6 protein-coding genes are annotated in these 16,005 nt (G+C 56.7%); 1 reads left to right on the forward strand and 5 read right to left on the reverse strand.

Going from position 1 to position 16,005, the window contains the following annotated elements; genetic code table 11:
- Positions 1-21: 21 nt before the first annotated feature.
- Positions 22-1,782 (reverse strand): ABC transporter ATP-binding protein, encoded by a 1,761-nt coding sequence (locus KP806_RS17500; RefSeq protein ID WP_224725015.1) that lies wholly within the window; start codon positions 1,780-1,782, stop codon positions 22-24.
- Positions 1,779-3,536, reverse strand: a complete 1,758-nt coding sequence (locus KP806_RS17505) for an ABC transporter ATP-binding protein (protein WP_224725016.1) — start codon at positions 3,534-3,536, stop codon at positions 1,779-1,781. The genes KP806_RS17500 and KP806_RS17505 overlap by 4 nt, the downstream gene beginning before the upstream one ends.
- Positions 3,537-3,981: 445 nt before the next feature.
- On the opposite strand from KP806_RS17505, the gene KP806_RS17510 reads away from it, so the two are divergent.
- Positions 3,982-4,764, forward strand: a complete 783-nt coding sequence (locus KP806_RS17510; protein ID WP_224725017.1) for an exodeoxyribonuclease III — start codon at positions 3,982-3,984, stop codon at positions 4,762-4,764.
- 161 nt (positions 4,765-4,925) lie between these two features.
- Here the strand turns inward: KP806_RS17510 and KP806_RS17515 are convergent, their stop codons facing one another.
- The 3 genes from KP806_RS17515 to KP806_RS17525 all read right to left on the reverse strand — a co-directional run bounded on the left by KP806_RS17515 (position 4,926) and on the right by KP806_RS17525 (position 15,807).
- The gene (locus KP806_RS17515; protein ID WP_224725018.1) at positions 4,926-12,539 is read right to left on the reverse strand and encodes a pullulanase; all 7,614 of its coding nucleotides are present in this window, start codon (positions 12,537-12,539) and stop codon (positions 4,926-4,928) included.
- Between the two features lie 259 nt (positions 12,540-12,798).
- Entirely contained in the window at positions 12,799-14,679 is a 1,881-nt protein-coding gene (locus KP806_RS17520; RefSeq protein WP_318153672.1) for an LTA synthase family protein, read from the reverse strand.
- 240 nt (positions 14,680-14,919) lie between these two features.
- Positions 14,920-15,807: a polysaccharide deacetylase family protein gene (locus KP806_RS17525; RefSeq protein ID WP_224725019.1), complete on the reverse strand. Its 888-nt coding sequence runs from the start codon at positions 15,805-15,807 to the stop codon at positions 14,920-14,922.
- Positions 15,808-16,005: the final 198 nt, after the last annotated feature.

Consider the following 16,005-nt stretch of genomic DNA (forward strand, 5'->3'; position numbering starts at 1 on the left):
ATTTAGCGGTTCAGCTTCTGCCTATCCTTCCTCGCCGTGCCAAAGCCTCCGGAACGCTTCGCTGCCCGCCAGCAAAGCTTCCGCGGTGCCTTCCGCTTCGATTTTGCCGTCCTTCATCAGCACGATCCGGTCGGCCTGGGCCAAGGCCGCCTTGCGGTGGGAGACGACCAGGCAGGTCGCATCGCCGCGCTCCCGGAACAGCCGTGCCCACAGCTTCTGCTCCGTCTCCACGTCAAGAGCGCTTGACAGATCGTCGAAGACGTACAGCTCGCTGTCGCGGACGAGCATTCTCGCTGCAGCCGTGCGCTGCGCCTGGCCTCCCGACAGCTTGACTCCGCGAGGCCCGATAACCGTGTCCAGCCCCTGCTGAAAATGCGCAATATCCTCATCGAGCACCGCCGTATGCAGCGCCCTATCGAGCCGGCCCTCCTTGTCCGGATGGCCGAGCAATATATTTTCCCGCAGCGTATCGCTGTACAGCCTCGGCACCTGCGCGGTGTAAGCGCTCCGCGGAGGCACAAAAAACGAGCCGGGATCGCCTACGAGCCTGCCGTTCCAGCGCACCTCTCCTCCATCCTGCGGCAGCAAGCCGAGCAGGGCGCGCACCAGCGTCGTTTTGCCCGAGCCGATCGGTCCCGTGACGACGGTGAACGTCCCCCTTCGCAGCTCGAGATCGATGCTCTCGATGCCCCGGCCCGTCTCGGGATAATGGTAGGTCAGCCCCTTCACCGTGAGCCGCTCAAGGCGTTCGGCTTCACCAAGCTCCGGCTCCTGCGCCTCCGCTTTGTCTTCGCTCAGATGAAGGGCATTCGCTTCGGTAAGCACCTTGGCCGGAGCTCCCTGCAAAATGCCGGTCAGCCGCATAAGGGCAACCGCCATCTGTTTGAAATAGGTTAAAAACTTGCCGAAATTGGAAATAAACTGCGTCACGAAGGTCAGATAATAGACGAACAAGGAGAAGTCCCCGACCGTAAACTCGCCGCCGCGCATCTTGTGCCCGGCCAGCAGCAAGATCAGCCCCGTTCCCAGGTTCACCGAATTGGAAAAGATCGAATCCAGCGCTTCCGTCATCAGTTTGTCCTTCAGCATCGTTTTGCGGCGGTTGTCGTTCAGCTCGCGGAACCGCGCAATGACGCGTTTCTCCGCTCCCGCCACCTGAATCGCCTGCACGCTGCCGAACATTTCGCTGATCGCGCCCGTTACCTTGGCCGTCGATTCGCGGCTGTCCTCCCTGTACTTCTGCAGCCGGGTCGTCGCCAGCTGGGCCGCCACGACGACGATCACCAGCGGCAGAAACACAAGCAGCGTCATCTGCGCGTCGATGCGGATGAGGATGAAGCAGGATACCGCTGCGAAGCAGGTCATGCCAAACACGTCGACGGACCAGCTGACCGCCTCCTCCGACTGATCGACATCGTCGCGGAAGTGGCTGATCGCCTCGCCCGGCGAGCAAGGGATGGCTTTGGCTCCCGGCTCCTTCAAAATATGCTCCAGCACGTTGCGGCGCAGCAGCATGCCCATTCTGAACCGGAAGTTCACATCGGTGATGAAGCCGATAAGCACAACTCCGCTCCGGGCAAGCGCAGCCCCCAGCAGCAGTGCAACCAGCCCCCATGTCCCGACTTCGACTGCAGAATCCATCGTCAGAGAATCGAAAAACGCCTTCGTAATGAGCCCCGGAAAAATCGGCATCAAATAAATGACCGTCCATACAATCGCGTTGGTCATATACCAGCCTGGCCGGTAGCGGATTAACCTCCACATATACGTAAACGTGCTCACACCAGCACCTCCTCGAGCCCCGCCGACAGCATCCGATTAAAGCGCGAGTCCGGATCGGACGCCAGCTCGGCCCGCCTCCCCGACTCGACGATCCGTCCCTGCTCCAAAATCACGATATGATCCGCCCGCTGAACCGTCGTCAGGCGGTGCGCGATAATGATGCAGGTCCGGCTGTTCAGAAGCTTGCCGATAGCCTGCTCCAAACGGTGCTCCGTAACCGGATCCAGCCTTGACGAGGCTTCGTCGAGAATAACGAGTCCGGGCTTCGCCAGGAACACCCTTGCGAACGCCAGCAGCTGCGCCTCGCCCGCCGACAAGCTTCCGCCTCCAGAGGCAAGCGGCGTATCGAGTCCGTCCGGAAGCGATTCGTACCACTCCGTGAGTCCGAGCTCCCCAAGCACGGCAATAATATCCTGATCCCGAATACTTTCATCGTAAAAGGTCAAATTGTCCCGAACGCTTCCCTGCAAAATCTCGATATTTTGCGTCACCAGCGAGACCTTGGAGCGGAGCTCGGCGAGCTTGCACTGCCGGATGTCGACGCCTCCCAGCTCGATGCTGCCCTGCTGCGGGTCGTAGAACCGCAGCAGCAGCCGGGCAAGCGTCGTTTTCCCGCTGCCCGTCCGGCCGAGCAGGCCGAGCACCTCGCCCGGCTTCAGCCGCAGGTTCAGCTCCTCGAGCGTCGGATGCTCGTCGTAGCCGAAGGTAACCTCTTTCAGAGCCACGTCGAGCGGTCCTTCCGGCAGCTTCGCGCCTGGCCCGTCCGCGATTTTCGGACGGGTGGCCAGCAGTTCCCGGATCCGGAGAAGGCTGGCGTCGGCTTTTTGCAAATCCTCGATTTGCGTCCGGATTTTTTCAATCGGCTTGGCCAGCAGCTCGGTATAATAGAAAATCAAATAAACCGTGCCGATGCTGATGCTGCCCTTCTTCCATAGGAAGGCGCTGATCGCAAACGCCATCGCGTTGCCGAGCGCAAACACGATAATCGTCGTAATCCACATCGTGGAGAAACCGAGAAACGCCCGCTGCCTGAGCGGCAGCATGCGGCGCAGCAGCGAGTAAAAGCGGCCCATGACGAACCCCGTCGCGCCGTTCGCACGCGTATCCTCGGTCCCCTCGAGATGCTCGCCGATGAAGCCGTAAAACTCGGCGTTAATTTGGCGCCATTTGGCCCAGACCGGCACGGCGAATTTGCGGATCCACTGAATGACGTATACGGCGAACAGGACGAACAGCAGCATGCCTGCGCCGACGATGGCGTTTTCACGGAACAGCAAAATAATAATGCCGAGCATAAGCAGCAAATTGCCGGCCAAATGGATAATGAAGCTGGAAAAGAAGTTTGCAAGCGCATTCACATCCCCGTCCACTCGTTCGATAATCGAGCCCGAGGTGTTCGCTTTATGAAAGGACATGTCCAGCCCGAGCCCGTGCTCGGCCAGATCGCCGCGCAGCCGGTTCGTCGTGCGCCATGCCAGATTTTCGCTTGCGTAGGTGGCGATGACGGAGATCGCTTGCTGGATCAGCGAGAAGCCGATGAACAGCCCGGCTGCATAGTAAAGCGGCTCCATCGCTTTGTCCGACTGGGCGGTGTCGATGAAGTAGCGGATAATTTGCGGGTTCACCAGCTGCAGGGCGATCGTTCCGAAAAGAAGCGCCGCCAGCGTGATGAGCGCCTTTTTCTGGGGAAGCAAATAACGCTTCAGCATTTCGTAATACCGGCCGATAGACCGGCTTGATTTCGTCGTGCTCATATAGCTCTCCTTCCTCCGATTATGGCAAGTAAGGCTACTCTATCCGAATCGGCGAAGGCCGTCAATTGCTATTTTCCCGGTTGCTGCTCCTGCCCGGTTCTCTCTATCTATCATCTGACCTTCATGGTCCCGACGATTCCATAGATGATATAATAAGAAGTGCCGTGCTGGCTACGCGGTCCGACTGGATTTGATGCATCTATTTTGGGAGAAGAGGCTGCATTGGGCAATTTAACTGGAATTGGTCCGTTTAATTCATCCATAAACCCGGTACGGCCCATTTTTCTAAGTTTATATTCAGGAAATCCAGCTATTTTGCGTAAAGAAGGCGATCCGCCGGATTTAAATACAATGATTCCAGTTATTTTGAAATCCAAATTGATAACTATTTCAACGCTGCAGGAACGGAAGTCGACAACACATATATAGAGGGAGATTGAAGATGATGAAGCTGGTATCCTGGAACGTGAACGGCCTGAGGGCATGCGTCAACAAGGGGTTTTTGGATTATTTTCACGAGATGGACGCCGATCTGTTCTGCATTCAGGAATCGAAGCTGCAGGAAGGGCAAATTTGTCTGGAAATAAGCGAGGAGTATCATCAGTTCTGGAATTACGCCGTCAAAAAGGGGTATTCCGGAACGGCGGTCTATTCTAAGGTGAAGCCGCTGACGGTCCGCTATGGAATCGAGGAGGATCTGGAGCCCGAGGGCCGCATCCTTACTTTGGAGTTTGAAGGCTTTTACCTTGTCAATGTGTATACGCCCAATGCGAAGCGCGACCTCTCGCGGCTTGATTACCGGCTGGAATGGGAGGACCGGTTCCGCGGCTATTTGCAGCAGCTGGACAAGCGGAAGCCTGTCATCGTATGCGGGGATCTGAACGTCGCCCATCAGGAAATCGATTTGAAAAACGCAAAAGCCAACATCGGCAACTCCGGGTTTACGTACGAGGAACGCGGCAAAATGACGGAGCTGCTGGAAGCCGGCTTCATCGATACGTTCAGGCATTTGTACCCGGACCGGACCGATGCGTACTCTTGGTGGTCGTACATGCCGAAAATCCGGGAGCGGAATGTAGGCTGGAGAATCGACTACTTTCTTGTCTCTTCCCGCCTTGCCTCTTACGTCTCCGAGGCCCGTATCGATTCGCAAATTATGGGCAGCGACCACTGCCCGATCGTGCTGGAGCTGACAGCAGCTCCTGCCCCGGCGGCGGCGGCGGAATAGACAAACAAATGCCAGAAACCTTCGCGGCGCTGTCGGTCTTGTGAATTTTGCGCCGCACTGTCGGTAAACGACGGTCCGGACACTTTACGAGTTTCAGATGAGCGAGACACACCGCAATAAAAAATCCCTCGGCCGCAGCAAGGCCAAGGGATTTTTTAACGTTATTGCTTATTCATCAGATTAAATATAACCTGAGCGCTTTCCGCGCGGGTCATGCCCGCCTTTGGCGCAAAGCTGCCGTCCGGCCGTCCGCGCAGGAGCCCCTGCTCCGCGCCAAAGCTCACGGCGTCCTGCGCCCATGCGCTGATCTGCCCGCTGTCCGTAAAGTCCGCGCCTGCGCCGGAGGCCGGAACGGCACCGTCATCCCGGACGGCGTCTGAGCCGTTCTTCGCCGCCAAAGCGCGAACGAGCATGACCGCCATCTCCTCTCGGGTGACCTTCTCGTGCGGCGCAAACTTCACCGCGCTCCGCCCCTTGACGATGCCGAGCGCAACCGCAGAGGCGACGTAAGCGGCGTACCAGGCGTCCTCGTTGACGTCGGTAAAGCGCACAGCGCCCGCTCCTGCCTCCGCGGAGCCTGCTCCCGCACTGCCCACGGCGCCCCCCGCCTTCGCGCCAAGCATCCGAACGAGCATCGCCGCGAATTCGGCGCGGGTCACGCCTTCTTCGGGCTCGAAGCGGGCCCCGCTCCGCCCGATCGCGATATGCTTAGCCGCCAAAGCCTTGACGGCGGCATAAGCCCAGTGGCCGGCCGGCACGTCCGCGAACGTCCGGTCCAATTCAAGCGCGGCGTAGCTGCTGAAATGGTACACCTCCGCGCTGATCCGATCCCCGTCCTGCTTCCCGCGGACATATTCGGGCGCGCCGTCTTCGCTCACGTAATAGATGCCGGTTAACGTACGATCGGCGTCGGCATTCAGCTTAAAGGTCAGCACGACCGGCTCTTCGAAGGTCGGCACCGGCACCGATCCGCCGCCTGCCGTTACAATGCTCAGCCTGAAAGAATAGATATCGGAAGCCGCTCTCCAGGCGGCCTGCTCCGTCTGCAGCCCGTTCAGCAGCGCGCCGGACTGAGCGGCCGGCAGCGGTCTCGCCTCGAGCAAAATGCCCATTCCCGCTCCACCGCCGTCCAAGACCATTTTCTGCAGCTTGCCAAGCAGCTCATGAGGCAGAGTAACGGACAGCCCGCCTGCCTGCAGCTCGAGGTCGTTGCCTGCAAGCAGATCGGCTGCCTCCATCGGAAGCAGTGCCGACGTTTTGCCGGCCGGAAGCGAAACCGCCGCTTTGCCGTCATTCCCGCCCTGCAGCGAGGCCGCGCTCACGATCCACGCATCGCCCGCCGTCTGCGGCTGTTCCGCCTCTGAAGAATCCGGCGAAGGAACTGCCGCCAAAATAACCGTCCCGCCGTCATCCCTGCCCGGCAGATCAAACGTCACCTGCCGCTCTTGCGTCACCGTATAGCTTTTGCCGCTGTATTCATCCAGCAGTTTCGTGCCCGCCGCGAACGGAACGTCCACGGTAACGGCTATTCCCGCTGCCGCCGTATTAATGACAGTCACAACATTCACGCCTCCGTATTGCTTGTTAAAAGCCAAGTAACCCAGAGCATCGGAGCCTCCAATCTTCGTGCGTGTACCCTTCGAGTACACCTTGGAATATTTTGCGCGGATGTTCAGCAGCTTCCGGTAGTGGCCGTGCAGCGACCGCTCCTCATCCAGCCGGTCCCAAGGCATATCGCCGCGGTTCTCGCTGAACTCCCCTGCGCTCATATCGCCCGCATTCGCGCCGGAACGTCCGAGCTCTTCGCCGTAATAAATAACCGGCTGGCCCTTGGCCGTAATTTGCAGCGCGGCAGCGACCTTCAGCTTGCCTTCATCCCCGTCCGCATAATGCGACAGGAAGCCGTTTTCGTCATGGCTGCTCAGAAACTGCCCCATCGTAGCCGCATTGTCCAGCTTAGCCTCGCGTTCGGCCAGATAAGCGTCAACCGCATCAATGCTGCCATTCGCGAAAGCCAGAGCCCGGTCCTTAAAGCCGAAATCCAGCAAGCCGTCCATCTGGCCGCTTCGCAGCGTGCCGCCGTCGCTGTCGGCCGTCGCCCCGAAGTATTCGCCGATCAGCTTGAAGTCCGGATTGATTTCGGTCAATGCATTTTTGAAGGCGACCCAGGTCGAGCTCTCCACATGCTTTACGGTATCCACGCGGAAATAGTCAATCGTGTCGCCGCGCTTTGTCCGGGCGCGCTCCAGCCAGCCGGCCTGCCACTCCACGATCTGCTCACGGACGGCCGGATCCTCGGTCCGGAAATCCGGAAGCCCCGAAAGCTCGCCCTCTACCGGATTCGTATCCGCGGATACGCCGTCTGTACGAAGCATGCCTTCGAATCGCGCTTTATCCTGCTCCGTCACCTCAGGCCGGTTATCCGCCGGCTTCAGCCCGTAGCCCGTGTGGTTAAGCACGACGTCAACCATAATCTTGATGCCGCGGTCATGCGCTTTCTCGATCAGTTCCTTAAACGTCTCCATATCGCCCAAATGCTCGTCAAGCTTCGTAAAATCCTTCGCCCAGTAGCCGTGATAGCCGTATTGGGTGAAGCCCGCTCCCACATTAAAATCGATATTGTCTACAATCGGAGTGATCCACAGCGTGTTAATGCCAAGCTCCTGCAAATAATCGAGCTTGCCGATCAAGCCTTCGAAGTCGCCGCCGTGATACGCCTCCGGATGGCTTTTATCGACGTCTTCGTTATTCGCCGCGTCGCCGTCCGCGAACCGGTCGGTCAGCGCAAAATAAATGCGCGCTTCGTCCCAGTCGAAATCAAGGCTGCCTGCGGAAATTCTGGCTTTTATATTCACGGAGGCGTTATGGGTATGCTTGTTGCCGTATTCGTCCACCAGCGTCACCGGCACGCTCTTCGCTCCGGCCGTAACGGAATCCTTCACGGAAACGGACTGCTGCATCAGCTCCGTATCGAACGGCACCTTCGCCGGGCCGCCCAGGGACGTTAAATCCATGTAGCCTTCCCGCAGCGCCGTATCCTCGGAGAACGAAGCTTTCACCGACACGACCGCGCTTTCGTTATACGAGATCGAGGCAGGCTCGACGGAGCTTTTGATGACTGCCTTAGGCTTCTTGTAGACGACGACCGATTTGCCGTCCACGGAATTTTTCGGATCAGGCGTCTCCGTTACCGTCCCGTCCCTGTCGACCAGGAACGTGTACTCGTAGGTGCCCTCTTTCAAATCGCTTACCGTATAAGCAAACCATTCTCTCCGCATATCGTAAAGCATATCCCGGCTGACGCCGCCGATCTTCACCTTCACGCCGTCAATGCTCTCCATTTGGCCCGCCCTGAACAGCGCATCGTCGCGGTATAGGAAGGTCAGGCTGCCGTCCTGCAGCAGCGGACCGTTGACATCAGGCACGATATCAAGCTCGCGCACCATGCTGGTCACGTTCACCTTCGTAAAAACAGCCCCCGGAGCAACCGGAATGATCCGGTCATCCGGGTAATCCTGCTTCGCCGTCTCCCAATTCGTGCCCTTGCGGAGGACGAAGCCGACACCGGTCGTCTCCGGCGCAATTTCCAGCATGACCGTCGCAATTCCGTTCTCCACTTTATCGAACAAAATCTGATCGTTTCTCACGCCGGTATTCCACACCCACAAATTCCAGTCCGTATAATCCCGGTCCGGCCGGATGTAATTCAGCTGCACATAACGCCGCTCGGTTACCGTTACATCTGCGCTTGCCGTCATGCCGCCGAATGTCGCCGTAATAACCGCTTTGCCGGGAGCGACCGCCGTTACAAGGCCGGAGGCCGATACCGCGGCTGCCGCTGCGTCATCCGTAGCGTAAACGGCATTGGCCGTTACTTTTCTTCTGCTGCCGTCATCATAGACCGCGTATACGTCCGTCTTATGCGATGAACCCGCAACAAGCGAATATTTGCCGCTGTCCAGCTGAAGCAATTTCAGCTTCGGTGCGGCCGCCTTCATCCGGATCACGACGGCCGTCAGCGGATCGAGCGTAATGGCGGTGTTCGTCAATACAAAGCCGGATTTGACTTTGACAGGTTTTACGCCCGCTTCGTCGTTATCCACGAGCACGTCTCCGCCCGTCAAATCCTCGTTCAGCGTCAGCGTCCTCTTCTCGTTGTCCGCATTGACGAATACGTAATATTGGCCGGTGCCGTCCGTCGCCTTGCTTTTGTAGCCGATTACCAGATCCTCCGCCTTGATTTGAGGGGCGTTAATGAGGGTGACATTGGAATCCACCAGCTCCTTGTCGCCCAAGCGGAAGGCGTCGGTATGCCTTCTGAGCTTGATCAGGCCGGCCGTATATTCCTTCGTCTCGTAATTGACCGGATAACGCGCCGCGTCGGTCGCCTTCGACCAATCGAACATGTTAACCGCATCGGAGGAATCGTAAGAATCGTGTATAAAATACGGATGCGTAAACGGATTGCCGTCTTCATCCTTAAACTCATGGAACTTCTGCTCCGGCGTCCCTTCCGCGAGCCACTGCTTCGTGCGGCCGTACTCCTGGCCCGCCTGTAAAAACGCAGTCCCCTGAGAGGTCAGAAGGAGCAGGTTGCCCAGCCTGATGCGCTTGTGAATCTCAAGATCGCCTGCCGGAAGTTCCGGATCTTTTTTGATCGACTGCGCAATGACGTCGTACAGGGGCAAATTGTCATGCGCTTCGATGTACTGCACCATATCGCCCGGATCGTCGGCCGGCGTGTTGGCAGGCTGCGCTTTAATGTTGTTAAAGATCGTCTGAATGCTTCTTGCGCCGCCCGTAATGAAGCGCGGCTCTCCCTCGGAGCCGTAGCCCGATTTCAGCTCGTTGCGGAATTCGTCGGAGAACACGCCGACGTCGTCCGTCGCGTCCATCCAGTCCTGATCGGCGCCCATCCCTTCAAGGGCGGGATCGGAAAGCTGGCCCCCGAACGTTCTCCACCCTTCGCCGATGAAGAGAGCGTTCGGATTGACGGCCGCCGCCGCGTCATACGCATGCTGCACCGCCTCGTAGGTTGCGTCGCCCATCATATCAAAGCGCATGCCGTCGATTTTGTATTCCTCGAACCAGTATTTAACGGAGTCAACCATCAACTTCTCCGCCATGATGCGGTTCGTCGCCAGGTTGTTGCCGAAGCCCCCGATAAAGGTGCCGTCCGGCTTCTGGAACGCGTAATAGCCCGGCACGATATCGTTCAGCAAACTGGCCTTCGCCATATGCGTGTAGACGACGTCGAGCACGACGCCCATCCCTTTTTGATGAATCGCATCGATTAGCCCTTTTAATTCCTTGATCCTCAGGTGCGGATCTGCCGGATTACTAGAATAAGCCCCGTCCGGCGAGAAATACCCATGCGGGTCATAACCCCAGTTATACTCGTTATCCTTGGCGGAGTACGCCAGTGTTCGTTCGTCCATGGCAAGCTCGTCGCCAAAATACCAGGCCATAACCGGGAGAAGCTGAATATGGGTGACGCCAAGCGATTTCATGTAGTCAAGCTTCTTGGAAAAAGCGCTGTAAGTCCCCCACCTTACGTCCTCGCCCAAATCCTTTTCAATCGCCGGGTCGGCCGTCAAATCGCGGATATGCGCCTCCCAGATGATCGCATCCTCTCTCTGGCTGTATCCGTCTATCTTGGCAAAATCAAAGCCTTTCGGGCTCGTTCCGCTCAAATCGACGATTGCCGCCTTGCCGACCGTATCGCCGTCCGGCCCCGCTTCTCCCTTCGTATTGACCCGGAAAGGGGCCATCGACTTGGCATAAGGGTCGAGTACCTTTTTCATCACCCCGTTATGCGTCACCTCATACTGATAAAAATACCCCAGCAGATCGGTTACGCCGGAAAGTTCCTCTTCGCCCGGAGCGAGCGTGACCGACCAGACGCCCCGCTCGCCTTTACTGAGCTCCGCGCTTCCGACCGGCCGCGCAGAATCGTTCTTATCGTAAAGCCTCACCTTCACCTCCGTAGCCTTCGGAGCCCAAAGCTTAAGCGCAGCGCTTCCAGAAGCCGCATCGTAAACTGCGCCAAGATCGTCCCCGTCGTATGCATACATTTCATCAAGCATTCTCCAGCCCGTGTCCGCCTGCACCGTCCTGCCGGAATAGGTAACGGCAAAGGGCGCATGCTCAAGATTGAGGCTCGCCTCCACCTCTGCCGCCGCTGCGTTTTTAATCGTCACTTTGTTGACGGCAACGGCATTGCCGTTGATATCCGTAATGCCGATTTCCTCCGCCAAAGCCGCTTCATCCAGGCCGTCCGTCAGCGTAAAGCCCAGCAGAAGCTTCGATTCCGACAAAATTTCCGCCGAAACCAGACCGGTCGCCATTTCGCCGTAAGGCGAAATATAGACCTTGTCATCCCCCTGCCTGATCCAGAGCCGATTATAGCGGTCGAGCAGCGAAAACGCTTTGTCGCCGCCGTCCTTGACGCCGGTCGTCCGGTTCACGATCAGGAAAGCTAATTTTTTGGCCCCGTCCTTAAGCGGAACGTCGACGTAAGCTCCATATCTGTCTGTGTGTTCCTCCCGGAAAGGAAGGGCGTCCGCCGGCCACTTGCTGCCGTCGGAAGGCGTGGCCGCCCCGTCCCAGGTCCATACCCCGAACGGCGCATACCCGTTATCGTCTCTCGTGTAATGAATGCGGACCGTGCCGGCCGGAATGTCCGCCGGCTCATAAGTCGAAACCGCATTGGAGCCGTCCCGGATCCATACTTCGTTCAATAACGGCGATGTCAGCGCAACCGATTTATCCCCGCCGTCTTTCGCTCCGCTCACCCGGTCCACTACTAGAAAGCTCACCTTGCTTGCTTGATCCGCAAGCGGAATATCCGCATATGCGCCGTAGGCATCCCTATTGCCGGACGGGAACGGCACCGCTCCCGACGGCCAATTGCCCGACGGGGACGCGACGTTGTCCCACAGCCATAAGCCTTGATTGTCGTACTGGCCGTCCGCCCGGCTGTAATGCACGCGCAGGTGGCCCGCCGGCACCGGATCCTCGGCCGGATCGGCCAGCACGGTAAAGTCCGCCAAAACCTCATGAGTTTCTGCATCATATTTGAACGTGACCGGAAGCGCCTCGGGCAGCACGAGAGCTTTGTTCTCCGCAGGGTAAGCTGCGGCATCCTCCCATGAAGTTCCCAATACAACCTTGAAGCTGTAAGTTCCCTCAGGCACCTCCTTCGTCAGCGTGTATAAGTTGTCGAAATCCGCATCCTCCAGCATCGCCCGCGATAAATCAGGCCGCCAGTTGCCCGCTTCCCCAAGCGCCGTCTGCACATCTCCCGCGATTCTCGGCTGCTTGCCGGCGGCAATCGGCTCGTAATAAGTCGAGTCAGCTATTTTATGGGTCATATGATTATAATAAAAGGTTACATCCGAATCGGTTCCTAAAGTCAGCTTAATATTTTCGCCCGATTGTTCTCCGCCCGGGTTAGAGTAGCTTCCGAAGCCGTAGCTTTCGTCCCAGCTGCCGCCGATGGCGATCTTGTATTCATACGTTCCCGCGGGCAGCCGGCCCGTAAAGCTGTAATAGCCGTTGCCCAAGCTGTCCATCTCCGTCGTTTCGGCCGCCGGATCCCAGTCGCCGCTATGCCCGAGAGCCGACTGGAGAGTACCGACAAGCACGACCTTCTCCGGTGATGCGGCATTGGCAGCCGGTACGGCCGGCATAATGCCCGCAGCCGTCAAAGCCAGCACAATAGCCAGCATGAGCGACAGAAGCCTCTTCCCATTCCTTCTCCACGCAAAATTCATGCTTCTAAACCTCCCAAGATTTAATGCAATCGTTTGCACAAAAGACAAAATAAAGACAAACTTTTTTTTCACACCGCCTTTCCAGCGCCATTGTATTGCCGCAATTTGAGAAAAGAGAATGAAAACGTTTGCATAATTCTATTTTAATCCCCGTTGGAAGGGGCTGTCAATTTCTTTTTGTAAGTGGGCACGGTGATGCCGTTCTTCGGACGTAAAAAAACCCGAAAGCCGGTTAGGACCGGCCTTCGGGTTTGATGGGTTATAGCTTCGGAAGCTGGCTCACATAGCTGTCGGACAGCTTCATCAGCTCCAGAATATAATCGTAATCCTCGCGGTACTTGCTGAAATCGGCTACCGGCTCGAACGTTTTCAGATCGATCGCGGTGCCGTCCTCGAACCCTTTTCCGGGCACGAACAGGATGTCATTGTTGAAGAACGATCCTGTAGGGAGATAATATCTCATCCCGACGACATTGCGGGTTACGTTAAGCAGGTCTTGTCCAAAAACGGTGTGGTTTCTTTCCTTCAGCGAAACGCCGAGCAGATTCGCGATCGTAGGCATCATGTCGACCTGGCCGCCGACATGCTCGAACGTTTTGCCTTCGACACCCGGCACATGCACGATGAACGGAATGTTAAAGCGGCTGATCCGGTCGTTGTACTTGATGCCAAGCTGCTCGCTGACCCATGCCGGATCGTTGTCCTTGGACTGCATGCCGAAGTGGTCGCCGTAGAGCACGAGCACCGTATCGTCCCAGATTCCTTTCGCCTTCAGCCCTTCAATGAATTGGCCGATGGCATAATCCGTGTAGTTCAGCGCAGTTAAATAATTGCCGAGCTGCGTACCGGCCAGATTGTCCGGCATCTTGATCCGCTGCTGATCGGCCGGCACCTTGAACGGATGGTGGCTTGAAGTCGTTACGAATTGAGCGTAAAACGGCTGGTTCTTCTCGTGCAATTCGGTCAGCTTCTCCAGGCCGACCCGGTACATTTCGATATCCGAAGCCCCGAAGCCGTTAAATTTATCGTTAACGAACGAAGGTTTGTCATAATATTTCGTAAACCCGAGCGCCGGATACATGCGATTGCGGTCCCAGAACGTCACATCGTTAACATGGAACGTATTGGACACATAGCCGTCCTGCGCCAGCAAGCGCGGCATGCTCGGCAGCTCGCGGTCGCTGTAGCCGGTAGACATCGCGATGACACCGGTCGGATAAATCGAGGTATTCGACATAAACTCGGCATCCGACGTATTGCCTTGCCCGATTTGCTGGAAGAAATGCGGGAAGTAGAAGCTCTCGCCGATCAAATCGTTAAGCACCGGCGTAATTTCCTGGCCGCCTACGGACAAATTGATGCCCAGATTCTGGAACGCCTCCAGCTGCAGAACGATAACGTTCTTGCCTTTGGCCGCTCCGAAATAATTCGGCGTTCCCGCCGGAACCGCCTCGCCCTCCTGATAGGAGTATGAAGCCTGCAGATCCTCGGTGAACTGGGCGGTCTGCTCGATGCTGCCGTCCCTGATCGCCTTCCCCTGCTCGCTGGCTTTGATCGCAGCCGCTACTTGATAATCCAGGAAGCCCAGGCTTTCAGCCTGCACGACTTCGTTCGGGATCGAGCTTCCGTTCCAGATGTAGCCCCCGGATACCGCTACGCAGACAACGGCTGCTATTGCAACGAACATTGGCTTCGCCGCCCGCTTGCTGCCGGAGCTCCGGCCGCGTCTGATCCGGGTTGCGATATGAATGACGGCCAGCACGATCAGATCAAGGAAAAACAAATAATAAGTCGGCTGCAGAATCGAGCCTACGCTCTCTCCGATTTGCGGAACCTGATCAAGCCCGTGCAAAGCGGTATAGGTAGGAACGGTCCCGTAATAACTGAAATATATGGTGGAAGCGAACAACAGAAACGACAGCAGCGTATTGTATATTCCGAAGACGATGCCCTTCCACTTCGCGGAAGTAATCAGCTCCAATACGCATAGCAGCGCCAAAGCGGCGGCCGCATCCGCGACCAGCCTGTCGATCTGTACGCCCTGGAATACAAATTGGCGGAAAAGGACCATTTTTAACATGAGCAAAATAAATACAAGAAGAAACGGCGATCTTTTGTAGAAATTAGTCGTGAGCTCCAAAACTTTTTTCACTCCTCTAGTCTCGGCACTAAACATAAACAAAAATAAAAACGGCCTTCGCCGTTTTCAAAGCTGAAAATAGTGATATGAAGTTTATGTTAAGATACATATTAAAGCATATTGGCCTTTTCGACTAGAGGTAATTGTAAGCAACTGGCTATTTTAATGCGAAAAACGGGAAGGCACGCCGCTTTGAGGCCCGCTCTTCCCGTTTTTTTAAAATTTTTTAATGGTACTAACTTATTTGCTATGCGGAATATTAAGCAGCTGCGGTACGGTCACAAATTCAAGCCCGCGGGCTTTCAGCGCCGGAATAATGTCTTCGAGCGCGGCAACCATTCCCGACAGGTCCTGTCTCCAGTCGCCTCCGCTGTGCATCAGAATGATGGAGCCGGGCTTAACGGTAGTCAGCACGTTCTTTTTCACTTCTTCGGCGGGAATCTGCTTCCAGTCCAGAGAATCGACCGACCAGCCGACGATGCTGTAATTCATCTCCCCAAGCGCTTCGACGTTCTGCTCGTTCAGGCCGCCGTATGGAGAACGCAGCAGCTTGGGCGAATAACCGACGAGGTCGCGGATCACCTTGTCCGTCTCGCTGGCTTCCCACCTCATCCTCTCCAGGCTCTCCTTATAAAGCTTCGGATGCCAATAGGTGTGGTTGCCGATAATATGTCCTTCGTTGTGAATACGCTGTGTAACATCGGGATGTCCGGCTACGCGCGCGCCAATGAGAAAAAAGGTCGCTTTCACTCCATTCTTCTTCAGTACGTCAAGCACCTGCGGAGTAAACCGCTCGTCCGGGCCGTCGTCAAACGTTAGCGCGATTTTGTTCGACAGCCCCGTGGCGTTAAGCACGATGATGCCGGGATACTTACGGGCAAGGGCACGGTTGTCGGCCAGATGAGTCATACGTTCGAATTTCTCGGGGCCGCCCGCCAGAGGCGGCGTGGAGCCTTCGGTTACGGTTCCCGGCGTGCCGGCTTCATCATGCGAATAGATACTGATTTCCGAATTCGGAGCCTGCCGGGCATTTTGCCGCCGCTCCGGCTCCATCGGTCTGCTGCCGCAGGATGCTGCGAGAAACGCAACGAGCAGCAGCGGTAGGAAGCGTTTTGCGAACCACGTCATATAAGTATTCCCTCCTGAACGAATCCTTTCTGCGCTTATTATTGGGATATCAGGCAGGGAATTATTCTTCATCCTAAAGAGTTAAATCCGGTGAGGGGCTGCTTGCCTGCCCGCCTGCTGTACTAAATACAGCAGAAAGCTGACATGCGGGTAGTATCGGCAGCTTCCGCTGCATTTTGTACAGCTGATTTCTTATAA

Origin of the sequence: Paenibacillus vietnamensis, assembly GCF_020169515.1 — a bacterium.
GTDB lineage: Bacteria > Bacillota > Bacilli > Paenibacillales > Paenibacillaceae > Pristimantibacillus > Pristimantibacillus vietnamensis.